Here is a 25188-nt window from a genome sequence, read left to right on the forward strand (position 1 = left end):
CTCATGGAATTTAACTTATCAGAATCAGAACAAGCCTTGTACCAAGAAACCTTGGCCGAGTTCAAGGAACGACAAATTCGTTTAACCGATACCCGCAAGGCTATTATTGCTTACATGATTGAGAGCCATGACCATCCCAGTGCCGAGATGATTTATCAGGATTTGTTACCGGCCTATCCCAGCATGAGTCTGGCAACCGTTTATAATAACCTCAAGGTCTTGGTTGACGAGGGCTTTGTTAGTGAGTTGAAACTTCCTCAGGATAGTACTAGCTACTATGATTTTTTAGGGCATCAGCACCCGCATGTCATTTGTCAGGTTTGTGGCAAGATAGTTGATGTGATGGTGGCCGCCAGCTTACCTGACTTGAAAACAGCCATTGAGACAGAAACAGGCTTTCATGTCACTAAGACGCAAACCATGATTTATGGGATTTGCCCAGACTGTCAAGAAAAAAAGGATTAGACTAGGGTCTAATCCTTTTTCAGTTATTGTGTCTGGTTATTTGCTGTTACTAGCTGATTATAGAAAATAGTCGTCGCAGTGGTGTAATAAGGAAGGCAGTAGATGAGAATTGGGCTAAGGAAAATGGTTAAGATAAACCAACCAATAAAGGAGACATCTAAAAGAAAGGCTTGTTTACGATGACCAGCCATCAGTTGGCGACTGGCCATGAGTAGCTTGTGGGGATTTTGATAGGTTTGATTTTGAACCTGGTCATATAAGAGCAAGGTGGATTGGCTAAAACTATAATAGAGGGGAGCGGAAATACTGACCATCACTAGGAAAAGGATAAGCATAAAGCCAAGGAAAAGTGGGATAGGATCTGCAGGCTTGATGTTATCGACAATAAAGCCAAAAATTAGGCCAAGCAGGCTACCGAGAACTAGCTGGGGTAAGAGGATATAGAAGAATTTGAGCAGTTCCACCAAGATGAATTTACCAATAAAAGGGCGTGAGAAGGCGCGGCTACTGTCGCTAAAAGTAGGAATGGTTTTGGTTTTTCTGTAAATATCTAGCATGGTTATGCTGGCTGAAGCAAGGAAAAAAGCATTAAAAATAGTTAGCAGATTAGGGAAAAGCAAGGGGTAGATTTGGTCCGAGTTGATGGTGCTAGTCAGGCTGTTGGTGATAATCAACAGTAGGACAGGGGTTAAAAAAAGAGAGGCTTTTTTGGGGGTACTTTTCAAGACTTGTTTGGCTTCTTGTTTAATGGCTTGATTGGTCATCATAGAAATGACCTCCTTTCTGTCCTTTATTATATCATATCCCATGACAGAAGCTGCTTTTTTTGGTAAAATATGGGATGTTTAAGAAGCCTGGAACTGTATTTTCCAGTTGCTAAGTAAAGGAGACAACATGACAGAACATCCAATTCAATATCGCTTAATCAAAAAAGAAAAACACACGGGTGCCCGTTTGGGTGAAATTGTTACCCCCCATGGCACCTTCCCAACGCCAATGTTTATGCCCGTCGGTACCCAGGCAACGGTTAAAACCCAGTCACCTGAAGAGCTCAAAGAAATGGGCTCTGGGATTATTTTGTCAAATACCTATCATCTATGGTTGCGTCCTGGTGACGAATTAGTGGCTCAGGCTGGAGGACTCCATAAATTTATGAACTGGGACCAGGCTATTTTGACGGATAGCGGTGGTTTTCAAGTTTATTCCTTGGCAGATAGTCGTCAGATTACCGAAGAAGGGGTGACCTTCAAAAATCATCTCAACGGGGCAAAAATGTTCCTTTCCCCAGAAAAGGCGATTTCCATTCAAAATAATCTGGGCAGTGATATTATGATGAGTTTTGATGAATGTCCCCAGTTCTATCAGCCTTATGATTATGTCAAAAAATCAATTGAACGTACCAGCCGGTGGGCAGAGCGTGGCCTTAAGGCCCATCGTCGCCCGCAGGACCAAGGTCTCTTTGGGATTGTTCAAGGGGCTGGTTTTGAAGATTTACGCCGTCAATCCGCTCAGGATTTGGTCAGCATGGATTTTTCAGGTTATTCCATTGGTGGTCTAGCTGTGGGTGAAACACATGAAGAAATGAATGCCGTCTTAGACTTTACCGTCCCTCTTTTGCCTGAAAATAAACCGCGTTACTTGATGGGGGTTGGGGCCCCAGATAGTTTGATTGATGGGGTTATTCGTGGGGTGGATATGTTTGACTGTGTCTTGCCGACGCGTATCGCTAGAAATGGTACCTGCATGACCAGTCAGGGTCGTCTTGTTGTTAAAAATGCCCAATTTACCGAGGACTTTAGCCCGCTTGACCCTAATTGTGACTGTTATACTTGCCAAAACTACACACGGGCTTATATTCGCCATCTGCTCAAGGCTGATGAAACCTTTGGTATTCGTTTGACCAGCTACCATAATCTTTATTTCTTGGTTAATTTGATGAAACAGGTTCGCCAAGCCATTTTGGATGATAATTTGCTGGACTTCCGAGCAGATTTTGTTGAGCGTTATGGCTATAATAAATCCAAGAGAAATTTTTAACCATCAAATTGTTTAAGCTTAGCTTAAGCTAGTTGGACTATACTATAACCATCCTAAAACTTTTCTTTTTCATAAATCTCCTTCCCAACAGTTGTTGGGAAATCGGAAGCTACCAGTTATTGGCTGGTAGTTTTTTATTTGTTCAGATAAGACAAGGTTCAGTAAGCTGAGGCATTTGTTATGTTGCTGTTCGGTATAATGGAAAAAGCGATAGTGAAAAGTGGCCAGGTTAGGGCAGCTGGAGTAAAAGCTAACACCTAGAGTAGTAAGGATGTAATCCCTTACTTTTTTCTGAAAATAGCTTGACAGATAGTCTTAATGACGATACAATGAACTCATATAGATAAAGGGAGGTCTATTATGATTAAGAATAAACGTCTACTGACCATCATCTGTCTTGCCCTGGTGGTTGCTATTGCCAGTCTTTTCTTTCCGAAGGGCCAGGAGGCTAAGAAAGATGAACCTGCCAAGGTTGGTGTTTTGCAGTTTGTTACCCACGAGGCCTTGGATGAAATCTATCGTGGGATTCAGGCAGGTTTGGCTGAGTCAGGCTATGATGACAAAAAGTTAACCATTGATTTTCTTAATGCAGAAGGTGATCAAAGTAAGGTTCAAACCATGAGTCAAACCTTGGTGAATAATGGCAATCAAGTTTTAGTTGGGATTGCGACACCTGCAGCTCAGGGCTTAGCCAATGCTAGCAAGGACATTCCGGTCATTATGGGGGCTGTAACAGACCCGGTTGGTGCTAATCTGGTTAAGGATTTGAAAAAACCAGGTGGCAATGTAACAGGTGTGTCAGACCGTACACCAATTGGGGCACAGATTGAGTTGATGAAGACTCTGACACCTGATGTTAAAACAGTTGGTGTACTTTACACAAGTAGTGAGGACAATTCAAAATCACAGGTTGAAGAATTCACTAAATTGGCAGAAGAAAAAGGGTATAAGGTTGAGGCTTACTCTGTGCCATCAACCAATGAAATTACCACAACCATGAATGTCATGTTGAGCAAGGTAGACGCAGTATGGCTTCCCCTTGATAATACAATAGCTAGTGCTTTTGCAACGGTAGTATCAGCTGCCAAAGAAGCGAAAAAGCCAATTTTCCCAAGTGTTGACACCATGGTGAAAGAAGGCGGTCTAGCCTCTGTTGTGATTAACCAGTATGAATTGGGAGTAGCGACAGGAAAAATGGTTGCCAAGGTCTTAGATGGTCAGAAAGTGGGCGACCTGCCTGTTGAAATTTTTGCTGAAGGTCAGCCGGTAGTCAATCAAAAAGTAGCCAAGGAACTGGGGATTGCTATTCCAGAAGATGTTTTAAAAACGGCAGTTGAAGTGATTAAATAATAAAAGGCTCTTAGGAGCCTTTTAGTGTAACCACAAAACGAAAAAATAGGCAAGAGACAGAAAGGGAACAAAAGGGATGGGGTCTTGGTATTTTTTTAAGCCAAGGCAGTAGATGATGGCTAGAAAGCTGGCAAGTTGTAGTAGGTTAATGACTGCAGTTATGGAGAGAGACAGACTGAGGCTAGCTAAAAAGAGAAAGTCTCCGCTACCAATGTTCAAGGGAAGTAGGTAAGCTAGAAGTCCTAGGAGTAGAAACAGTAGGCTGATTGTTTTAAAAGGAGTTAGGAAAAGAAGAGGAAGACTGCCTAGGAACCAAATCACAAGGGGATATTCTTGGTATTTTAAATCGTATAGGCTGAGAATAAGTGCTGAGTAGATTAATATCAGCTGGGCAAGGTTGACGATACCCCACCAAAAGACCAATAAAACAAGGCCACAAGCCAACTCAAGTCCCGCATACCAGAAAGGAAGTTTCACTTGGCAAAAGCGGCAACGTGAGCGATGATAAACTTGTGATAAAATAGGAATGAGGTCGTACCACCTTAATCGCCTTTGACAATTTTGGCAGTGACTGGCGGGCCAGATGATGGAATGGTCAGGGAAACGGTCAATGATTAGGCCAAAGAAGGAGCCTAAACTAGCGCCGAGGAAAAAAATAAGAAAAGTTGTCATACCTTATTATTCGTAATCGTCGAGAGGAAAACAGTAAATCATTGACAAATTTGTTTAGAATGATTATAATTAAAATATAAATAAAAAGGAGATCATCATGACAGAACATACTTATCCTCAAACGAAACAGGTGCTAAATCAAGCGGTAGCTGACATCTACAAGGCTATTTCAATTATTCGTCAGGCCCACTGGTACATGCGTGGGCAAGGCTTTCTCTATTTACACAAGCAGATGGACAAGCTCATTGATGGGTTAGATGGGCACTTGGATGAACTGAGTGAACGCCTGATTATGCTTGGCGGGGCCCCTTATTCTACCCTGAAAGAATATGACCAAGTCTCCCAGTTGGTTGAAGTGGAAGGGAGTTTTGAGGTACCAATGGCTGAGCGTTTGAACAGACTGGTTGACCTCTATGAATATTTGGCTACTTTGTATCGTCAAGGTTTGGCTGTAACAGATGAGGAAAATGAAGCCGTAGCCAATGGTCTCTTTGCTGATGCCTTAGCCGATGCCGAAAAGGTTAGTTGGATGTTGAAGGCAGAATTAAGCCGCTAGGTCAGATAGGAAAAGGAAGCTAGTTCAAGTCAGGACTGGTTTCTTTTTATCATTGAAAAGTACTGGAAATTTTGATAAAATTTGTGTATATGAAAAGCTTATATGACGTGCAACAGTTGCTCAAGCGATTTGGTATAATCGTTTATTTAGGAAAACGATTATACGATATTGAAATGATGAAGATTGAGTTGGAGCGTCTGTATCAAAATGGCTTGCTTGGACGTGAAGACTATTTGCAGGCTGAACTGATTTTACGACGAGAACATCGCTTAGAAAGGCAGAAAGAAGATGAGTAAGAAATTATTAGGCATTGATTTAGGTGGAACAACGGTCAAATTCGGCATCCTTAGCTTAGAGGGAGAGGTCCAGGAAAAGTGGGCGATTGAGACTAATATTTTAGAAGAAGGTCGTCATATTGTGCCAGATATTGTGGCTTCGCTCAAGCATCGATTGGAGCTTTATGGCTTGACTGCTGCTGATTTTGTGGGGATTGGCATGGGTTCGCCGGGTGCGGTTGACCGCCTCAATAAGACGGTGACAGGTGCCTTTAATTTAAACTGGGCTCAGACTCAGCAGGTTGGCTCAGTCATTGAAAGAGAACTCGGGATTCCCTTTGCGATTGACAATGATGCCAATGTGGCTGCCTTAGGAGAACGTTGGGTTGGGGCAGGCGATAATCAACCTGATGTTGTCTTCATGACCCTGGGTACAGGTGTCGGTGGCGGTATTATTGCAGCTGGTCATCTGATTCACGGCGTGGCAGGAGCTGGCGGTGAAATTGGCCACATGATTGTGGAGCCAGATTCTGGCTTTGATTGTACTTGTGGTAATAAAGGGTGTTTGGAGACCGTAGCTTCAGCAACAGGGGTTGTTCGTCTAGCTCGTTTATTGGCGGAAAGCTATGAAGGTGATTCGGCCCTTAAATTAGCGATTGATAACGGGGATGACGTGACCAGTAAGGCTATTTTTGATGTTGCTCAAACGGGTGATTACTTTGCCAATCAAGTGGTTAATCAAGTGGCTAAATATCTAGGATTAGCAGCGGCAAATTTGGGGAATATTCTCAATCCGGATGCCATTGTGATTGGTGGCGGCGTTTCAGCTGCGGGTGAATTTTTACGTCAGAAGGTAGAGGACTATTTTGTAGCTTATGCCTTTCCTCAAGTTAAACAGACTACAAAGATTAAATTAGCAGAGTTGGGTAATGATGCTGGCATTATTGGTGCGGCAAGTCTAGCTCGTCAGTTTTTAGAAGATTAGGAGATAGTGATGATAACCTGGTTTTTATGGATGATTGTTTTAGGTTTTGTGGCCTGGACAGTTTGGAATTATTGGCGGGTGCGACAATCAGCCCAATTTATTAGCAATGAAGAATTTAAGGGACTAATGCAGGGAGGTCAGGTCATTGATCTCCGAGATGGTGCTAGTTTTCGTCGTCAGCATATTTTGGGGGCGAGAAACTTTCAAGCGGGTCAATTTAAGGAGTCGCTCTCAGCTCTCCGCCCGGATAAACCTGTTTTGCTCTATGATAATGCGCGTGGAGCCAATTTGGCCCGTAGTATTTTAAGCTTGAAAAAAGCAGGCTTTACCCAAGTTTATGTTTTGCGGGATGGGTTTGACCATTGGGATGGTAAAATCAAGGCAACTAAACAGTAGATTTAGGCTAGGATTTCCTAGTCTATTTTTTTAAAAAGTCGTCAGGAAACGTTTACAAGTATTGTGTTTTCTGTTTTTTATCAAAAAATATGGTATAATACAACGGTTAAGATAAAAAATAAATAGAGGAAATCATGACAAAATTAAGAGAAGATATCCGTAACGTTGCCATTATCGCTCACGTTGACCACGGAAAGACCACCCTTGTAGATGAATTGCTGAAACAATCACAAACCCTAGATGAACGCACCACCCTAGATGAGCGTGCCATGGACTCTAATGACCTAGAAAAAGAGCGTGGTATCACCATCTTGGCGAAAAATACTGCAGTTGCTTACAATGATGTCCGTATCAATATCATGGATACCCCAGGTCACGCGGACTTTGGTGGTGAGGTTGAGCGGATTATGAAAATGGTTGACGGTGTTGTCCTTGTGGTTGACGCCTATGAAGGGACCATGCCCCAAACTCGCTTTGTATTGAAAAAAGCCTTGGAGCAAAATCTAACCCCAATCGTTGTGGTTAACAAGATTGATAAGCCGTCTGCTCGTCCAGCAGAGGTTGTTGATGAAGTGCTTGAGCTCTTTATTGAGTTGGGGGCAGACGATGACCAACTTGATTTCCCAGTGGTTTATGCCTCAGCCATCAATGGAACATCATCGTTATCAGATGATCCAGCGGATCAAGAAGCGACCATGGCACCAATCTTTGATACTATCATTGACCATATTCCTGCCCCAGTGGATAATTCAGATGAGCCACTGCAATTCCAAGTGTCACTTTTGGACTACAATGACTTTGTCGGTCGAATTGGAATTGGTCGTGTCTTCCGTGGAACAGTTAAGGTAGGGGACCAGGTAACCCTATCAAAACTTGATGGCAGCACTAAAAATTTCCGTGTTACTAAACTTTTTGGTTTCTTTGGCTTGGAACGTCGTGAAATTCAAGAAGCTAAGGCTGGTGATTTGATTGCCGTGTCTGGTATGGAAGACATCTTTGTCGGTGAAACAGTGACCCCGACAGATGTGGTTGAGCCTTTACCAGTGCTTCGGATTGATGAACCAACCCTACAAATGACCTTCTTGGTTAATAATTCACCTTTTGCTGGTCGTGAAGGAAAATGGGTAACCTCTCGCAAGGTGGAAGAGCGTCTTTTGGCTGAGTTACAAACCGATGTGTCACTTCGTGTTGACCCAACTGATTCACCAGATAAATGGACGGTTTCAGGGCGTGGTGAGTTGCACTTGTCAATCTTGATTGAAACCATGCGTCGTGAGGGTTATGAACTTCAAGTATCACGTCCAGAAGTTATCATCAAGGAAATCGATGGGGTCAAGATGGAGCCTTTTGAACGTGTGCAAATCGACACGCCAGAAGAATACCAAGGGGCAGTGATTCAATCCCTATCTGAACGCAAGGGTGACATGCTAGACATGCAAATGGTTGGTAACGGTCAAACACGCTTGATTTTCCTTGTGCCAGCCCGTGGCTTAATCGGCTACTCAACAGAATTCTTGTCAATGACCCGTGGTTATGGGATTATGAACCACACCTTTGACCAATATTTGCCGGTAATTCCAGGAGAAATTGGAGGTCGTCACCGTGGAGCCTTGGTATCAATTGATGCTGGTAAGGCAACCACTTATTCCATCATGCGGATTGAGGAGCGGGGAACCATCTTTGTTAATCCAGGAACAGAAGTTTATGAAGGCATGATTATCGGTGAAAATTCTCGTGATAATGATTTGACCGTTAATATCACAACTGCCAAACAAATGACCAATGTCCGCTCAGCCACCAAGGACCAGACAGCGGTGATTAAAACACCTCGTATTCTAACCTTGGAAGAATCCTTGGAATTCTTGAATGATGATGAATACATGGAGGTTACTCCAGAATCTATCCGTCTCCGTAAACAAATTCTTGATAAACAAGGGCGTGACAAGGCAGCTAAGAAGAAAAAATCTGCTGAATAAACTTTAACTAAGAGGTTAATCGATGTTCTATCTTATTATTGCATTAATGATTTTAGGTTATTACATTTTTGCCGCGCCTAAATCAATAAAAAATACCTTGACCATGATTTTTATGGTTGGTATTGTCGGGGTCTTTCTAGTATTAGCCATCTTGAGTTTTGTTCATTTGGTGAAATCTCCCCCAGAGATTTTTGTCGGTCTAATCATGACGGTTCTGGGTGTTTGGTCGTTAAAAGATACCCTAGAGTTGAAAACTAGGCGAAAAAGTAAGATAGATAGAGAAAATAGGAGAGGTTTTTAAGAGCCTCTCTTTTTCTAGTTGGGCGTTTCCCACCCTTGAATCTTGAAAAATAGGTTAATTAAGGGTAAAATAGTAATGATAGAAACGGATGGAATGGAAAGAGTATGAAAATAGTTAATCGCTTCAAGCATCAAAAAGTTTTGGTCTTAGGCTTGGCTCGTTCAGGCCTGGCAGCAGCCAAATTACTTAGTCAACTGGGGGCCCTTGTGACGGTCAATGATGCTAGTCCCTTAGCAGATAATCCTTTGGCACAAGAATTGTTAGAAGAAGGTATTCGGGTGGTTTGTGGCCATCACCCTGTGGAATTGTTGGAAGAAGACTTTATGCTTATGGTGAAAAACCCTGGGATTCCTTACCATAATCCTATGGTTGAAGCAGCCTTAGCCAAGGGGCTTCCTGTGTTAACAGAAGTTGAGTTGGCTTATCTGATTGCGGAAGCACCTATTATTGGGATTACTGGATCCAATGGTAAGACGACAACCACAACCATGATTGCTGAGGTCTTCAAGCAGGCTGGGCAGTCGGGAGTTGTCGCAGGAAATATAGGGTTTCCAGCCAGTCAGGTGGCGCAAACAGTCACAGCGAGTGATAACCTGATTATGGAATTGTCTAGTTTTCAATTGATGGGGATTGAGAGCTTTAAACCACATATCGCTGTCATTACTAATTTTATGCCTAGTCACTTGGATTACCATGGTAGCTTTGATGACTATGTTGCTGCTAAATGGCGTATTCAAGAAAATATGACATCGGCAGACTACTTGGTTCTTAACTTCAACCAACCCTTGGCTAAGGAATTAGCGGTAAGCAGTAAGGCTCAACTTGTGCCATTTTCAACGGATGAAAAGGTTGACGGGGCTTACTTGTCTGAGGGAATGCTCTACTTTAAAGAAGAGGCAATTTTACCTGCGGCTGACCTGGGTGTTCCTGGTTTGCACAATATTGAAAATGCCTTGGCGACTATTGCAGTGGCCAAGTTAGCTGGTTTGCCTAACCAGGCCATCGCTGAAGCTCTCGGTCAGTTTGGTGGGGTTAAACACCGCTTGCAGTACCTAGGTCAGATTAATCACGTTAAGTTTTATAACGATAGTAAGTCTACTAATGTTCTAGCCACTCAGAAAGCCTTGTCTGGTTTTAAGAAATCGGAGGTCTTGCTTATCCTTGGGGGATTGGATCGAGGAAATGCCTTTGACGATTTATTACCAGATATCAGAGGTTTGAAAAAAATCATTGTTCTTGGGGAATCAGCTCCTCGGTTGCAAGGTCTGGCTGCACAAGCTGGGGTTGACTGTTTGACAGTGGCAGATGTTAGACAGGCTGCTTTGGAAGCCTTTAAGCAAGCCAATCCAGGAGATACGATTTTGCTCAGTCCAGCTAATGCTAGTTGGGATATGTATGCTAACTTTGAAGAACGTGGTGATGAATTTATCCAAGCCTTTGAGAGCCTAAAAGGAGAATAAAATGGGTCAGAAAAAGATTATTTTTACAGGTGGTGGCACGGTTGGTCACGTTACCCTCAATCTTATTTTAATGCCTAAATTTATTGCGGATGGCTGGCAAGTTCATTATATTGGAGACAAGAAAGGGGTCGAGTACCAAGAGATTGTCAAATCGGGTTTGCCTGTAACCTTTCATGGGATTGCTACTGGTAAGTTACGTCGCTATTTTAGTTGGCAAAATTTTTTGGACCTGTTTAAGGTAGCCTATGGCATCATTCAGTCGCTCTTGATTGTTGGGAAGGTTAGACCTCAGGCTCTCTTTTCTAAGGGAGGGTTTGTTTCTGTTCCACCTGTTATTGCAGCTCGTCTCTTGCGGGTTCCTGTTTTTGTTCATGAATCCGACTTGTCCATGGGCTTGGCCAATAAAATTGCTTCAAAATTTGCAACGACCATGTATACTACTTTTAAACAAGGGCATCTGGTTAAGGAAAAACATGTGGGAGCAATCACCAAGATTAGTCAGCAAGAGGTTGATCTTGGACAGGTCCAGGACATTCAGGCCCAATTTGATGACAAGCTTCAGACCATCTTGTTCATCGGAGGGTCTGGTGGAGCTAAGGTCTTCAACGATTTTATTTCCAATAATAAGGCCCTTTTGGAAGCTTACAATGTGATTAACATCTCAGGTGATAAAAGTCTCAACCAATTATCACAAAATCTTTATCGGGTTGATTATGTCACAGATAGTTATCAAGCCTTGATGACACTGGCCGATGTGGTGGTGACACGAGGAGGAGCTAATACGATTTTTGAATTATTAGCCATGAAAAAATTGCAGGTGATTGTGCCTTTGGGGAAAGAGGCCAGTCGAGGTGATCAGTTGGAAAATGCCGCCTATTTTGAGAAACAAGGTTATGCCAAGCAGATTTTGGAGTCAGATTTGACTATGGAGACTTTAAATCAGGCAATAAAAGAGTTATTGGCCAATCGTGAGGCTTATATAAGCGCCATGGAGCAAACCAAAGATTTAAAATCGGCTGATGCGTTTTATGCCCTGCTTCAGTCAGATATTGAAAAAACATAGAAGGACATTATGGCAAAAAAAGGGAAGAGCAAGCAGTCAGCTGAAGAACCAGTATTGACAGACTGGCAAAAAAGAAATATTGAGTTTTTAAAAAAGAAACAGCGAGAAGAGCGGCTAAAGTCAGAGCAGGCTAGTCATTTTCCGTCCCGACGCCCTTCTGTGGACAGGGAGCCAACAGAAGGAAAAATGCCGAAAAAACCAATTAAACAGAAGAAGGTTAAGCCGGTTAGGGTCAAAAAGGAGCGGACAGCCCAGGATCGCGCGCGGTCCAAGTCTTTACCTATTTTTATTGTCGCAAGTTTGATTTTGCTTGTGGCTACCTTTTATATCACGCCCTTCAGTCAAAGTAAACAACTGTATATTTCAGGGAATCAAAATGCCTTGATTGAGGATATTGGTCAGGATACGGGGATTAAGGCCAGTGATTATATCACCAGTGTTTGGCTCTTTCATCAGAAATATGAGGAGCAGTTGAAGGCAAAAAATCCTTGGATTAAGGAGGCCAAGATTTCCTACCAGTTTCCTAATCAATTTACCATCAAGGTTAAGGAATATGGGATTTTGGCCTATACCCTAACGGCAGATGGCTACCAACCGATTTTGGAAAATGGAAAAAAGGTAGCCTCAGTTAATGCTAGCCAATTGCCAGATAATTTTTTAACCATTAACCTATCGAATGATAAACAAATTAAAGCCTTGGTAGCGGATTTGGTGACCTTGAGTCCTAGTTTGCGTCGGAATATCCAAACAATTAGTTTGTCACCTAGTAAGGCGACGAAGGATTTAATACAATTTGACATGTACGATGGTAATATCCTTCGTGTTCCCTTGTCTGAGGTGGCGATAAAATTGCCTTATTATGACAAAATAAGTACTAGCCTTGAAGCACCAAAAATCATTGATATGGAAGCGGGTGTTTATACCACAACGGCTGAGTTAGAGGCTTCTGTGACGTCAAGTGAGAGTTCTTCGTCACCCAAGGAAGAAGAAGCCAGTGAGAGTGCCACTGAATCGACATCAATCAGTGGCGAGGAAACTAGTGCACAGGCAGAATCAACTGATAATTTAGCAGAGGGCCCAGCTGGTGAGGAGCCGTCAAGATAAGTTTCTACAACAAAAAGCGTAAAATGTTATCATTTTACCTTTTTTTATGATATAATAGCATCTGAATAATTCTATTTTTGAATAGTACAAGATAATAGCAGATTGGAAAGATAGTGAGGTCAAGTGAATGGCTAGAAATGGCTTTTTTACAGGGTTAGATATAGGAACAAGCTCCATCAAAGTTCTAGTTGCCGAATTTATTAAGGGCGAAATGAATGTGATTGGGGTCAGTAATGTTGAAAGCAGTGGTGTGAAAGATGGCATTATTGTTGATATTGAGGCCGCAGCAACAGCTATTAAATCTGCTATTGAACAGGCAGAAGAAAAGGCTGGCATTTCTATTGAACGGGTAAATGTTGGTTTACCAGCCAATCATTTGCAAATCGAGCCTACTCAAGGAATGATTCCTGTGCCTAGTGAGTCCAAAGAAATTAAGGATGAAGATGTTGACAGTGTTGTTCGTTCAGCATTAACCAAGAGTATCACACCAGAACGTGAAGTGATTTCTTTAGTACCAGAGGAATTTATCGTGGATGGTTTCCAGGGGATTCGAGATCCTAGAGGGATGATGGGGATTCGTTTGGAAATGCGTGGCTTGATTTATACAGGGCCAAGTACCATTTTACATAACCTTCGTAAGACAGTTGAGCGTGCAGGTATTAAGGTAGAAAATATCATTATTACCCCTTTAGCCATGGCAAAAACGGTTTTAAATGAGGGAGAGCGTGAATTTGGTGCAACAGTCATTGATATGGGAGCTGGTCAAACGACAGTGGCTTCTATGCGAGCACAAGAATTGCAGTACACTAATATTTATCCCGAGGGGGGTGAATATGTGACCAAGGATATTTCAAAAGTTTTGAAGACCTCTATGCAGATTGCTGAAGCTTTGAAATTCAATTTTGGTAGTGCTGATATGGCAACAACCAGCTTGACAGAGACCGTTCCAGTAGAAGTGGTCGGAAGTGAAGAGCCTATCGAGGTTACGGAACGTTATCTGGCTGAAATCATTTCTGCTCGGATTCGTCATATTTTGGAACGTATCAAACAAGATTTGGTACGAGGGCGTCTTTTGGAATTGCCTGGCGGTGTTATCTTGGTTGGTGGTGGTGCTATTCTTCCAGGTGTGGTTGAATTAGCGCAAGAAATTTTTCAAACCAATGTCAAATTACATGTACCAAATCAGGTTGGTATCCGCAATCCGATGTTTGCTAACGTGATCAGTTTGGTAGAATATGTTGGCACAATGACAGAAGTTGATATTTTGTCGCAAGGTGCAGTTTCTGGAGAAGAGCTGCTTAGACGTAAGCCAGTGGACATGGGGACACCTAGTATGACGGTAACTGCTCCTGAGCTTAATAGGTCCTATGATGTTAAGCCATCTAGAGCGGTGGAATCCTTCCAAGAACCAGACTATATTCCACAACCCCTACCAAAAGAGCCCGCAGCTCCGAAGGAAGCTAAGCCGAAGATGGGCGAACGCATGCGTGGTGTCTTTGGCAGTTTATTTGACTAAAAGTTCTACTGAAGTGAGGAAATAATACATGGTATTTTCATTTGATGCAGCATCTGTCCAAGGTGCAATTATTAAAGTAATCGGTGTTGGTGGTGGTGGTGGTAATGCCATCAATCGTATGGTTGATGAAGGTGTTGCCGGCGTTGAATTTATTGCAGCCAACACGGATATTCAAGCCTTGAGTGCCTCTAAGGCGGAAACTGTTATTCAGTTAGGGCCTAAATTGACTCGTGGTTTGGGTGCTGGAGGTCAGCCTGAAGTTGGTCGTAAGGCGGCCGAAGAAAGTGAAGAGGTACTGGTGGAAGCTCTGACAGGAGCAGATATGGTCTTCATCACAGCAGGTATGGGTGGTGGCTCTGGAACAGGGGCAGCACCGGTAATTGCTCGTATTGCTAAGAGTCTAGGTGCTTTGACAGTAGCAGTGGTCACTCGTCCTTTTGGTTTTGAAGGAAATAAGCGTGGAAATTTTGCTATTGAAGGCATTGCTGAACTTCGTGAGCAAGTAGATACCCTACTGATCATTTCCAATAACAATCTTTTGGAGATTGTTGATAAAAAGACGCCTTTGCTTGAGGCCTTGAGTGAAGCAGATAATGTTCTTCGTCAAGGGGTACAAGGGATTACAGATTTGATTACTAATCCAGGTCTAATCAACCTTGATTTTGCTGATGTTAAAACTGTTATGGCCAACAAAGGGAATGCCTTAATGGGAATTGGTATCGGTAGCGGAGAAGAACGCATCATTGAGGCGGCACGTAAGGCGATTTACTCTCCCTTGTTGGAAACAACGATTGATGGGGCTGAGGATGTCATTGTCAATGTGACGGGTGGTCTGGATATGACCTTGACTGAGGCTGAAGAAGCTTCTGAAATTGTCAGTCAAGCAGCAGGTAGTGGTGTAAACATTTGGTTGGGAACATCAATTGATGATAGCATGAAAGATGAAATCCGTGTCACTGTTGTTGCAACTGGTGTCGGTAAAGATCGTGTCGACCAGGTCTCTAATTTCCGTCAACCACGGACCTACACTCAGGCAACCACTAGTCAGTCATCAGCAAATGATCATCAAGAACCTGTTCAGCCAAATTTTGATCGTCGCACAAATTTTGATATGGCTGAAAGCCGTGAAATGCCTGTTCCAACGATGACAACATCGAAGAAACAGGTTAGTCCGGAAGAATCCTCCTTTGGTAATTGGGATTTACGCCGTGATAACATTGCTCGTCCGACTGAGGGAGAGTTAGACAGTCAGTTGAGCATGTCAACCTTCCAACAAAGTTCCTTTGATGGGGATGACGAGCTTGAAACCCCACCGTTTTTTAAAAATCGTTAATCTATGACTATCGCAGAAAATAAGCAGTTAGTTTATCAAAGAATTAAGGCAGCTCAGGCAAGGTCAAGGTTTCAGCAGGCCGTAGAGGTGATTGCTGTGACCAAGTATGTTGGTTGTCCAGAAGCAAAAGCTTTAGTGGATTTGGGGATTGAGCACTTAGGGGAAAATCGAGTGGATCAGTTCCTTGAAAAATACAAGGAGTTGGCAGGTAAGCCGATTACTTGGCATTTAATTGGGAGTTTGCAGAGGCGCAAGGTCAAGGAAGTTATCAATTATATTGATTACTTCCATGCTTTAGATTCTCTCAAGCTAGCTGCTGAGATTCAAAAGAGGGCCCAAAAACCGATCAAATGCTTTTTGCAGGTAAATATTTCAGAGGAGGCAAGTAAACATGGGTTTTATTTGTCTGAAATAGAGGCAGCCCTTGAAGAATTGAAGGCCTATGATAAAATTATTTTGGTTGGTCTGATGACCATGACTCCCTTAGCGGCTAGTCAAGATGACAAACGAGCGATTTTTCAAAAAGCTAAGATATTACAAGAATCTTTGGCTGAGAGGAAGCTTGAACGGATGCCCTTTGCTCAGTTGAGTATGGGAATGAGTGATGATTTTGACATCGCTATTCAAGAAGGGGCCAATTTTATCAGGGTAGGATCAGCCTTCTTTAAATAAATAGGAGTACAATTATGGCAATAAGAAATTTTTTTGATAAGGCTATATCTTATTTTGATACAGATGAGGTTAGTGAATTAGAGGAGACGCTAGCCACGCCAAGAATGGACAGTCAAGCAACTCCTCAGCAGCGAAAACAGGCGACGGTTAGTCAACCTGTTCGTTCTCAAGTCAGTCAGCAGAGCCAAGCTCGTGCTCAGGTGAGTTCTCAATCACAGACTCAACAAAGACCTCGACAGGAGGAGCCCTTTAGACCAGTTAACCAGCGGCGTGAAACGCCTGTTTCTGTTGCCAATAGTGCGGTGACAATTGCCCTGAAATATCCTAAAAAATATGAGGATGCTAGAGAGATTGTGGCTCTTCTTAATAGCAACGAATGCGTCCTTATTGATTTCCAATACATGTTGGAAACTCAAGCTAGACGGTGTTTGGATTTTATTGATGGTGCCAGTGAGGTTCTCTCAGGTAACCTACAAAAAGTAGGCTCATCAATGTATCTGCTGACCCCAGTTTCTGTTGTTGTTGATATTGAAGAAATGCAGCTACCGGGTAATGGTCAAGACCTATCTTTTGACTACGATATGAAGAGAAGATAAGCTAATGGAATTTGTGATTATAATAGCACTAAGGTTCATCCAGGTTTACTCATATATTTTATTGATTTATGCAGTTTTATCTTGGTTTCCTGGTGCTTATGAGACTCGGTTGGGCCAGCTGATTTCTTCCTTGGTCGAGCCGGTGGTTAAACCTTTTCGACGTTTTCGTCTTGTTTTTGCTGGCTTAGATTTTACCATCTTTGTATTGATGGGAATTTTAAATTGGCTGAGTGGTTTTTTACTTAATTTATTGAATCGATGAAAAAGTCCAGTCAATCAATCTACCAGCATTTTCATCCTAGTGAGAAGCCTTTTATCGATAAAGTCTTTCAGCTTATTGAGAAGATGGAGACTAGTTATAGTTACCAGTTGACGGATTTTTTAGACCCGAGACAACTTACTATCGCTAGTAATATTTTAGCCAGTCAGGGAGTTTCCTACTTTCTTTCGACAGCTCTTTGCCCGATGGAGCAAGCTAGGTTAATTATTGCCCCGGATTATTATGTTTATCATGCTGAGGATTTTGAAATTTCCTTGGTAGAGATTGACTACCCAAGGAAATTTTCACAATTAACCCATCGTCAGGTGATGGGGGCCTTCTTGAATCAATCTGGGTTAAAGCGAGGGTTCTTGGGGGATATTTTAGTAGCTGATGGACGGATTCAATGCTTTATTGATAGCAGAAAGTTGCCTTATCTTGCGCAAGAAGTGACAAGTATTGGACGTTTACCCGTTTCCCTTCGTGAGATTGCTTTTGAGGAGCGTTTAGTGGGGGAATCAGGGCAGGAGCGTTTCATTATCAGCTCTAGCCTAAGGTTGGATAAGGTGGTTGCGCAAGTGCTCAAGAAGCCTAGGAGTCAAGTCTTAGCCTTAATTGAGCAGGGACGGGTAAAATGCGATCATGCCTTAGTTGATAAGCCCTCATTGGAGCTGGCTATTGGCAGTCTTGTTAGTATTCGTGGCTATGGCCGTTTTCAGATTGAGAAGAGCAAGGGCCTGTCTAAACAAGGAAAATATAAATTAATCATCAGACAGATGATGTCTAAATAAGGAGAAAATTATGGCACTTACAGCACTTGAAATTAAGGAAAAGACCTTTAAAGTCAAATTTCGGGGATATAGTGAAGAAGAAGTAAATGAGTTTTTGGATGTTTTGGTAGATGATTATGAAGAGCTTGTTCGTGTAAATCGGGAACAGGAAAATCGAATCAAAACACTGGAAGAAAAACTAGCCTACTTTGATGATATGAAAGAATCATTGAGTCAGTCAGTTATCTTGGCCCAAGAGACTGCCGAGAAAGTAAAAACAACTGCTCAGACAGAAGCTACTAATCTAGTTGGTAAGGCAACCAATGATTCTGAACGTTTGCTGGAAGAAGCCAAATTAAAGGCCAATCAGATTTTGCGTGATGCAACAGATGAAGCCAAGGTTGTAGCCATTGAAACAGAAGACTTGAAACGTCAGAGTCGTGTTTTCCACCAACGCTTGTTGGCAGCTATTGAAGCACAACATAGCTTGATGATGTCGCCAGAATGGAGTGAGCTACTGCAACCAACAGCAGTTTACTTGCAAAATTCAACAGCGGCCTTTAAGGAAGTGGTGGAGAGTGTTTTGCAAGAACAAATTCCAGAAACGACTGATGAGAATTCTTTGGATGCGACTAGACAATTTACTCCAGATGAAATTGCTGAATTGCAACGTCGTATGGAAGAAAGCAACCAGCAATTAGAGGCAGCTCAGGCGGAAGAAAAAAAAGCTGAGCAGGATGTTAAAACTGAGACGGAGGATTTCCGTGCAACAGCTGGTGAAACACAAACTTTCAAACTAAATATTGCTGATTAACAAAAACACGATAATCACTTGATATTACTAGCGAGCAGGAGATGGTGGAAGTCCTGTAATCCCTAAGGTGATTGTTATCATTTTGTATCATTCTGGCTGAACCTTAGTAGGCTAGGACGGTTTGTCCCCGTTATCCGACAATAGAGGGACGGTGTTTAACATCGTCTGAACAAAGGTGGTACCACGAGCTTTCGTCCTTTTTGGCGGAGCTCTTTTTCTATATGTAAAAGGAGACAGAGATGAAATTAAAAGAGACCCTAAACCTAGGTAAAACAGCCTTTCCCATGCGGGCAGGCCTACCAAATAAAGAACCAGAATGGCAGAAAAAATGGCAAGAGGCTGAGATTTATCAAAAGCGCCAGCAACTAAATGCTGACAAACCAAGCTTCTTTCTTCATGATGGCCCTCCCTATGCCAATGGTAATATCCATGTCGGCCACGCCCTTAATAAAATCTCTAAGGATATTATTACCCGTTCCAAGTCCATGATGGGCTACCGTGCTCCCTTTGTTCCTGGCTGGGATACACACGGTTTGCCAATCGAGCAGGTTTTGGCCAAACAAGGGGTCAAGCGTAAGGAAATGGACTTGGCTGATTACTTGAAGATGTGTCGGGATTATGCCCTTAGTCAGGTTGACAAACAACGTGAGGATTTCAAACGTTTGGGTGTCGCTGGTGATTGGGAAAATCCTTACGTTACCCTGACGCCAGATTTTGAAGCGGCACAAATCCGTGTCTTTGGAGCCATGGCAGATAAGGGCTATATCTACCGTGGTGCTAAGCCAGTTTACTGGTCTTGGTCATCAGAGTCAGCCCTTGCTGAGGCTGAAATTGAATATCATGATTTGGTATCAACCTCACTTTATTACGCTAACCGTGTTAAAGATGGCAAAGGGGTACTTGATACCAACACCTACATCGTGGTTTGGACAACAACACCATTTACCATCACGGCTTCTCGAGGGTTGACGGTTGGTCCTGATTTTGATTATGTAGTGGTCAAACCTGCCAATGATAGCCGTCAATTTTTGGTGGCAGCTGAGCTGCTCAATTCATTAGCAGAACGCTTTGGCTGGCAAGATGTGACCGTGGTTGCAACCCATCAAGGTAAGGCCCTAGACCGTATTGTGACCGAACACCCTTGGGACACCGCCGTTGAGGAATTGGTCATGAATGGTGACCATGTCACTCTGGATTCTGGTACTGGTGTGGTTCACACGGCGCCTGGTTTTGGTGAAGACGACTACAATGTGGGTATCAAGTATGGCTTGGAAGTTGCCGTGACAGTTGATGAACGTGGCTTGATGAATGAGGCTGCTGGTCCCGATTTCCAAGGACAATTTTATGATAAGGTCGTGCCAACAGTGGTGGACAAGTTAGGTGATTTGCTGCTGGCTCAAGAAGAAATCTCCCATTCTTACCCATTTGACTGGCGGACTAAAAAGCCAATCATCTGGCGTGCCGTACCGCAATGGTTTGCCTCAGTCTCAAAATTCCGTGAAGATATTTTATCTGAAATTGACAAGGTTAATTTTTACCCAGCTTGGGGTAAAACCCGCCTTTACAATATGATTCGTGACCGTGGTGACTGGGTTATTTCCCGTCAACGTAACTGGGGAGTGCCTTTGCCAATCTTCTATGCTGAAGATGGCACGGCTATCATGACCAAGGAAGTGACTGACCATGTGGCTAAGCTCTTTGAAGAGCATGGTTCAATTATCTGGTGGGAGCGTGAGGCTAAAGAACTCTTGCCAACAGGCTTTAGTCATCCAGGGTCACCAAATGGTGAGTTTAGCAAGGAAACAGACATCATGGACGTTTGGTTTGACTCAGGGTCATCATGGAATGGGGTCATGAATACGCGTCCTAACCTTGGCTACCCAGCTGACCTCTACCTTGAAGGAAGTGACCAGTATCGTGGTTGGTTTAACTCATCCTTGATTACCTCAGTCGCGGTTAATGGCCATGCCCCATACAAGTCAATCCTGTCACAAGGCTTTGTCCTTGACGGTAAAGGTGAAAAAATGTCTAAATCTAAAGGTAACATCATCTCACCAAATGATGTGGCCAAGCAGTACGGGGCAGAAATTCTCCGTTTGTGGGTGACCTCAGTGGATACCAGTAATGATGTGCGTGTGTCAATGGATATCCTTGGTCAGGTGTCTGAAACCTACCGTAAGATTCGTAATACCCTGCGTTTCTTGCTAGCCAATACGTCAGACTTTAACCCAACAACAGATAAGGTGGCCTATGCAGACCTGCGTGCGGTTGATAAATACATGACCATTAAATTTAACCAGCTGGTGGCTAGCATTAACCAAGCCTATGATAGCTACGATTTCATGGCTATCTACAAGGCTGTTGTTAATTTTGTAACTGTTGACTTATCAGCTTTCTACCTTGATTTTGCCAAGGACGTGGTTTATATTGAAGCGGCGGATAGTCTAGCTCGTCGCCAAATGCAAACTGTTTTCTATGATATCTTGGTTAAAATTACCCAACTCTTAACACCAATCCTACCTCATACGGCTGAGGAAATCTGGTCCTACCTAGAGCATGAAGCGGCTGAATTTGTCCAATTAACCGAAATGCCTGTGGCAGAAAGTTTTGCCAACCAAGAGACCATTTTAGCAGAATGGGAAGCCTTCTTGACCTTCCGTACCCAGGCTCAAAAAGCCTTGGAGGAGGCCCGTAATGCTAAACTCATCGGAAAATCACTAGAAGCTCATTTGACGGTCTATGCTAGTGAAGCGGTGAAAACTATGTTGGCAGCCTTGGATTCTGATTTGGCGCAACTACTGATTGTGTCTCAATTAACCGTGACGGATGAGCCGGCCCCAGCAGATGCCCTTAGCTTTGAAGGTCTCGCCTTTAGCGTTGCCCATGCCAGTGGTCAAGTTTGTGACCGTTGTCGTCGCGTTGATGAAACGACAGCAGAGCGAACCTACCAAGCCACTGTTTGTGACCACTGTGCTGAGATTCTTGAAACCCATTTTGCTGCAGCAGTGGCTCAAGGATTTGAAGCTTAAGTTTAAATAAAACTGATTAGAACAAGCTAATCAGTTTTTTCTTGTTTTCAATTTTCTTTTTCGAATAATCAAACGAAAGGAGAACTTGAAGATGTTAGTAGCCTTAAATGAAAAACAGGAGTTGATTAATTTATTGGTTGATCCAGTTCCGCATTCGATCCATTTGACTTGTCCGGGCTGTAGGCGGGCGGTTACTGTAAAAAATGGTCCCGTTATGCGGGCGCATTTTGCCCATAAACGATTGGAAGATTGTCATCTATTTACTGAAAATGAAAGTCAGGAGCACTTGTCTTTGAAGGCAAAACTTTACCGTTCCTTGTCCTTAAATCATTCGGTCAAGGTTGAGGCTATCTTGCCAGAAGTGGGACAAATCGCTGACTTGTTGGTTGGCGACCATTTGGCTTTGGAGGTGCAGTGTAGCCGTCTGTCTGTGGAACGTTTACGCCAAAGAACCCTTGCCTATCAAGAGCAGGGCTATCAGGTACGTTGGCTCTTGGGTAAAAAACTGTGGCTGACAGACAAGCTGTCTGAACTGCACAAACAATTCCTTTATTTTTCCAATAACATGGGCTTTCACCTGTGGGAACTGGATGATGACAAGTCCTTGTTACGCTTGAAATATTTGATTTACCAAGACCTCAAGGGAAGGGTTCATTATTTGGAGAAAACTCAGCCTTTAAGCGAGACTAGCCTGACCTTTTTACGTCTTCCTTTTTTGAAACAAGCCCTGTCCACTTATCAGCGTCCCATGGACAAAAACCTCTTGCTTTATATTCAAAAACAACTTTATTACGGTCAGGGCAAATGGCTCAAAAAGCAAGAAGAGGCTTATAAGGCCGGGGACAATCTCTTGACTTGGTCAGTAGAAGATTTTTACCCCCAGTTGCGGCCTGTGACCTCTAGCAGTGGCTTTTGTCAGATTGGCAAGGATTTATCCAATTTTTATCAGAATTTCGCGGCTTATTATGCCAAAGAACAAGATAAAAGCCAGCAGATGCTTTATCCACCAGCCTTTTATAAACAGCAAAGACAACTTGCTCAGCCTGACGTTAGTTGCGAAAGGTAGCCATCAATCGCCTTCTGACTGTTTAAGATAAGGACCTTGTCACCATAGGTTTGGGCAATGTGTTGATAATTGGCCTTGTGTTTTTGGTTTCGTCCATCCCACCAAATCCACTTGGTAAAGGCCCAGTCTAGTTTTTCTAGACAGCCATCAGCCATGTCAGGTCTTGTTTTGCCCTTGTAACTTAGGTAGCGTTTGAGAACACGGTAATAGGTACGATAGGCAGGGAAGAGGAGCATGATAATGATATCGGCTTGAGCCAGTCGTTCTTGATAGTAGGTCTCGCTATAATTTCCTTCAATCAGCCAGTCATCTTCTTGGAGAATGGGCTTGACCAGTTGTCTAAAATCGCTACAACTTCTTTCTTGCCAGTTGGGGAGAAAATGAAGGCGGTCAAGGTGTGTCACAGGAATTGCATCGTGTTGTCCTAACTGCCTAGCCAGGCTGGATTTGCCTGAGCCACTGTAGCCAATAATGGCAATTTTCATTTGATTTCCCCCTTAGTTTGGTTTAGTTTGTCCATTATAGCATGATTTATGGTAGAATGAAAAGAAAAGATAAAAGGAGAGCATGATGTCAGATAATCGTAGCCATTTAGAAGAACAATATACTTGGGATTTGTCAACGATTTTTCCCACTGATCAGGCTTGGGAAGAAGCCTATGCTGATTTGACCAAAGATGTGGAAGCAGCAGCTGATTTTGCTGGTCATCTTTTGGAATCGAGCCAGCGTCTTTTAGAGATTACCACTATTTATATGGATTTGTCACGTCGTTTGGAAACCCTCTACGTCTATGCCCATATGAAAAATGATCAAGACACAACGGTGGCCTACTACCAAGAATTAGAAGCCAAGGCCAATGGTCTTTATAGCAAGTATGGTCAGGTTTTCTCTTTCTATGAGCCAGAATTTATGACCCTGTCACAGGATCGCTATGAAACTTTCTTGCAAGAAACCCCAGAATTGGCAGCCTATGCCCATTACTTTGAACGGCTTTTTAAACAAAAAGAACATGTTCTTTCCCAAGCAGAAGAGGAGCTCTTAGCGGGTGCTTCTGAAATCTTTGGTGGGGCCAGTGAAACCTTTGGCGTTTTAGACAATGCGGATATTCAGTTTCCGGTCATCAAGGACGAGGAGGGCAATGACGTTGAAATCACTCACGGCAACTATATTCGCCTTTTGGAATCAAAAGACCGTGAGGTCAGAAAAAATGCCTATGAGGCCCTTTATAGTGTCTATGAGCAATTCCAACATACCTATGCCAAGACCTTGCAGACCAATGTCAAGGTACAAAATTTCAAGGCTAAGGTTCGCCGTTTCAGTTCAGCTCGTGAGGCTTCCCTAGCAGCCAACTTTATCCCAGAAAGTGTTTATGATACCCTGCTTGAAGCGGTCAATGCCCATCTTCCCTTATTACACCGCTATGTTAAATTGCGTCAAAAAGCCTTGGGTCTGACCGATTTGAAAATGTATGATTTGGCGACACCCTTGTCAAGTGATGAGCAACAGATTACCTATGAGGAAGCCTTGGCCAAGTCTGAGGAAGTACTAGCCATTTTTGGTCAGGATTATAGCGACCGGGTGAAACGTGCTTTCAATGAGCGGTGGATTGATGTTCATGTTAATAAAGGCAAGCGGTCAGGGGCTTACTCAGGTGGTTCTTATGACACCAATGCCTTTATGCTGCTCAACTGGCAGGATAACTTGGACAATCTTTATACACTGGTGCATGAAACAGGGCACAGCCTACATTCGACCTTTACCCGTGAAAATCAACCCTATGTCTATGGTGATTACAGCCTCTTCTTGGCCGAGATTGCCTCAACAACCAATGAGAATATCCTAACCGAAACGCTTTTAAAAGAAGCCACCAATGATAAGGAACGCTTTGCCATTCTCAATAATTACCTTGATGGTTTCCGTGGCACCGTTTTTCGTCAGACCCAGTTTGCTGAATTTGAACATGCCATTCATTTGGCAGACCAAAATGGCGAGGTTCTAACCAGTGATTACCTCAATAAGCTCTACGCTGAACTCAATGAGAAGTATTATGGTCTCAAAAAAGAGGACAACCATTATATCCAGTATGAGTGGGCGAGAATTCCGCATTTTTACTACAATTACTACGTTTATCAATATGCAACAGGTTTTGCAGCGGCTAGCTATCTGGCGGAGAAAATTGTTCATGGCACACAGGAAGACAAGGACAAGTACCTTGACTATCTCAAGGCGGGTAACTCTGACTATTCGCTCAATGTCATTGCTAAAGCAGGAGTGGATATGACCACGGTTGATTACCTCAATGCTGCTTTCAAGGTCTTTGAAGCTCGCCTCAATGAGTTGGAAGAACTAGTGGAAAAAGGCGTTCATCTTTAAGCAAAGAAAGAACTGGCTCTGTTCCAGTTCTTTTTGTGTGCTAATGAAACGCAGAATGATAGGGCCAGTTGCTCAAAATGCTCCCTATCTTGTTTGGGAGTCAAGGTGTTTGATATTGAA

25 protein-coding genes and 1 pseudogene are annotated in these 25188 nt (G+C 43.0%); 23 read left to right on the top strand and 3 right to left on the bottom strand.

The annotated features are described in order from the left end of the window. The first annotated feature begins 3 nt into the window (after window positions 1–3). Complete coding sequence (locus FRX57_RS06465; RefSeq protein ID WP_146567830.1) at window positions 4–465, top strand: Fur family transcriptional regulator; 462 nt, start codon at window positions 4–6, stop codon at window positions 463–465. A gap of 23 nt (window positions 466–488) precedes the next feature. Here FRX57_RS06465 and FRX57_RS06470 read toward each other — a convergent pair whose 3' ends face one another. Then, window positions 489–1232 carry a DUF975 family protein gene (locus tag FRX57_RS06470; protein ID WP_186600843.1) on the bottom strand — a complete coding sequence of 248 codons (744 nt, stop codon included), beginning with the start codon at window positions 1230–1232 and terminating at the stop codon, window positions 489–491. 127 nt (window positions 1233–1359) lie between these two features. Between FRX57_RS06470 and tgt the strand changes: the two genes are divergently transcribed. Continuing rightward, on the top strand, window positions 1360–2502 hold the full coding sequence (gene tgt / locus FRX57_RS06475) for a tRNA guanosine(34) transglycosylase Tgt (protein WP_146567835.1): 1143 nt from the start codon (window positions 1360–1362) through the stop codon (window positions 2500–2502). Window positions 2503–2862: 360 nt separating this feature from the next. After that, a complete protein-coding gene (gene trpX / locus FRX57_RS06480) occupies window positions 2863–3852 on the top strand; it encodes a tryptophan ABC transporter substrate-binding protein (RefSeq protein WP_146567837.1) in 990 nt (329 codons plus the stop codon). A 21-nt stretch (window positions 3853–3873) separates the two neighbouring features. On the opposite strand, the gene FRX57_RS06485 is transcribed toward trpX, so the two are convergent. Further along, window positions 3874–4524, bottom strand: a complete 651-nt coding sequence (locus FRX57_RS06485; RefSeq protein WP_146567839.1) for a prepilin peptidase — start codon at window positions 4522–4524, stop codon at window positions 3874–3876. Window positions 4525–4621: 97 nt separating this feature from the next. Between FRX57_RS06485 and FRX57_RS06490 the strand changes: the two genes are divergently transcribed. From FRX57_RS06490 to FRX57_RS06575, 19 genes and pseudogenes are all read left to right on the top strand, one after another. Further along, window positions 4622–5080, top strand: a complete 459-nt coding sequence (locus tag FRX57_RS06490; protein WP_146567841.1) for a Dps family protein — start codon at window positions 4622–4624, stop codon at window positions 5078–5080. A gap of 89 nt (window positions 5081–5169) precedes the next feature. Continuing rightward, a complete protein-coding gene (locus tag FRX57_RS06495; protein ID WP_146567843.1) occupies window positions 5170–5376 on the top strand; it encodes a YqgQ family protein in 207 nt (68 codons plus the stop codon). Next, entirely contained in the window at window positions 5369–6340 is a 972-nt protein-coding gene (locus FRX57_RS06500) for an ROK family glucokinase (protein ID WP_146567845.1), read from the top strand. Before FRX57_RS06495 ends, FRX57_RS06500 begins: the two co-directional genes overlap by 8 nt. Before the next feature lie 9 nt (window positions 6341–6349). Next, window positions 6350–6736 (top strand): rhodanese-like domain-containing protein, encoded by a 387-nt coding sequence (locus FRX57_RS06505; protein WP_146567847.1) that lies wholly within the window; start codon window positions 6350–6352, stop codon window positions 6734–6736. A 134-nt stretch (window positions 6737–6870) separates the two neighbouring features. Then, a complete protein-coding gene (gene typA, locus FRX57_RS06510) occupies window positions 6871–8712 on the top strand; it encodes a translational GTPase TypA (RefSeq protein ID WP_146567849.1) in 1842 nt (613 codons plus the stop codon). Between the two features lie 22 nt (window positions 8713–8734). Continuing rightward, window positions 8735–9013: a DUF3165 family protein gene (locus FRX57_RS06515; protein WP_146567851.1), complete on the top strand. Its 279-nt coding sequence runs from the start codon at window positions 8735–8737 to the stop codon at window positions 9011–9013. 104 nt (window positions 9014–9117) lie between these two features. Further along, window positions 9118–10473 carry a UDP-N-acetylmuramoyl-L-alanine--D-glutamate ligase gene (gene murD, locus FRX57_RS06520; protein WP_146567853.1) on the top strand — a complete coding sequence of 452 codons (1356 nt, stop codon included), beginning with the start codon at window positions 9118–9120 and terminating at the stop codon, window positions 10471–10473. A 1-nt stretch (window position 10474) separates the two neighbouring features. Next, a complete protein-coding gene (locus FRX57_RS06525) occupies window positions 10475–11536 on the top strand; it encodes a UDP-N-acetylglucosamine--N-acetylmuramyl-(pentapeptide) pyrophosphoryl-undecaprenol N-acetylglucosamine transferase (protein WP_146567855.1) in 1062 nt (353 codons plus the stop codon). A 9-nt stretch (window positions 11537–11545) separates the two neighbouring features. Beyond that, window positions 11546–12640, top strand: coding sequence for a cell division protein FtsQ/DivIB (locus FRX57_RS06530; protein ID WP_146567857.1), 1095 nt, complete (start codon window positions 11546–11548; stop codon window positions 12638–12640). Between the two features lie 127 nt (window positions 12641–12767). Further along, window positions 12768–13959 (top strand): annotated as a pseudogene (gene ftsA, locus FRX57_RS06535) (cell division protein FtsA); the annotation flags it as partial. Next, window positions 13953–14156, top strand: coding sequence for a cell division protein FtsA C-terminal domain-containing protein (locus FRX57_RS07895; RefSeq protein ID WP_425472615.1), 204 nt, complete (start codon window positions 13953–13955; stop codon window positions 14154–14156). The pseudogene ftsA and the gene FRX57_RS07895, both read left to right, overlap by 7 nt. Before the next feature lie 28 nt (window positions 14157–14184). Further along, a complete protein-coding gene (gene ftsZ / locus FRX57_RS06540) occupies window positions 14185–15489 on the top strand; it encodes a cell division protein FtsZ (protein ID WP_146567861.1) in 1305 nt (434 codons plus the stop codon). Between the two features lie 3 nt (window positions 15490–15492). Beyond that, window positions 15493–16161, top strand: coding sequence for a YggS family pyridoxal phosphate-dependent enzyme (locus tag FRX57_RS06545; RefSeq protein WP_146567863.1), 669 nt, complete (start codon window positions 15493–15495; stop codon window positions 16159–16161). Window positions 16162–16175: 14 nt separating this feature from the next. After that, window positions 16176–16757: a cell division protein SepF gene (locus tag FRX57_RS06550; RefSeq protein ID WP_146567865.1), complete on the top strand. Its 582-nt coding sequence runs from the start codon at window positions 16176–16178 to the stop codon at window positions 16755–16757. A gap of 4 nt (window positions 16758–16761) precedes the next feature. Further along, window positions 16762–17019: a YggT family protein gene (locus FRX57_RS06555; RefSeq protein WP_146567867.1), complete on the top strand. Its 258-nt coding sequence runs from the start codon at window positions 16762–16764 to the stop codon at window positions 17017–17019. Continuing rightward, window positions 17016–17807, top strand: a complete 792-nt coding sequence (locus FRX57_RS06560) for a YlmH family RNA-binding protein (RefSeq protein ID WP_146567869.1) — start codon at window positions 17016–17018, stop codon at window positions 17805–17807. Before FRX57_RS06555 ends, FRX57_RS06560 begins: the two co-directional genes overlap by 4 nt. Window positions 17808–17817: 10 nt before the next feature. Further along, window positions 17818–18600, top strand: a complete 783-nt coding sequence (locus tag FRX57_RS06565) for a DivIVA domain-containing protein (RefSeq protein ID WP_146567871.1) — start codon at window positions 17818–17820, stop codon at window positions 18598–18600. A 239-nt stretch (window positions 18601–18839) separates the two neighbouring features. Further along, entirely contained in the window at window positions 18840–21629 is a 2790-nt protein-coding gene (gene ileS / locus FRX57_RS06570) for an isoleucine--tRNA ligase (protein WP_146567873.1), read from the top strand. A 91-nt stretch (window positions 21630–21720) separates the two neighbouring features. Then, window positions 21721–22695, top strand: a complete 975-nt coding sequence (locus tag FRX57_RS06575) for a competence protein CoiA (RefSeq protein ID WP_146567875.1) — start codon at window positions 21721–21723, stop codon at window positions 22693–22695. Here the strand turns inward: FRX57_RS06575 and FRX57_RS06580 are convergent. Then, window positions 22668–23180, bottom strand: coding sequence for a DNA topology modulation protein (locus FRX57_RS06580; RefSeq protein ID WP_146567877.1), 513 nt, complete (start codon window positions 23178–23180; stop codon window positions 22668–22670). The genes FRX57_RS06575 and FRX57_RS06580 overlap by 28 nt on opposite strands. An 85-nt stretch (window positions 23181–23265) precedes the next feature. Here FRX57_RS06580 and pepF point away from each other — a divergent pair, with 85 nt between their 5' ends. Continuing rightward, on the top strand, window positions 23266–25068 hold the full coding sequence (gene pepF / locus FRX57_RS06585) for an oligoendopeptidase F (RefSeq protein ID WP_146567879.1): 1803 nt from the start codon (window positions 23266–23268) through the stop codon (window positions 25066–25068). The last annotated feature ends 120 nt before the right edge of the window (window positions 25069–25188 follow it).

The organism is Streptococcus cuniculipharyngis (assembly GCF_007859195.1).
Classification (GTDB): domain Bacteria; phylum Bacillota; class Bacilli; order Lactobacillales; family Streptococcaceae; genus Streptococcus; species Streptococcus cuniculipharyngis.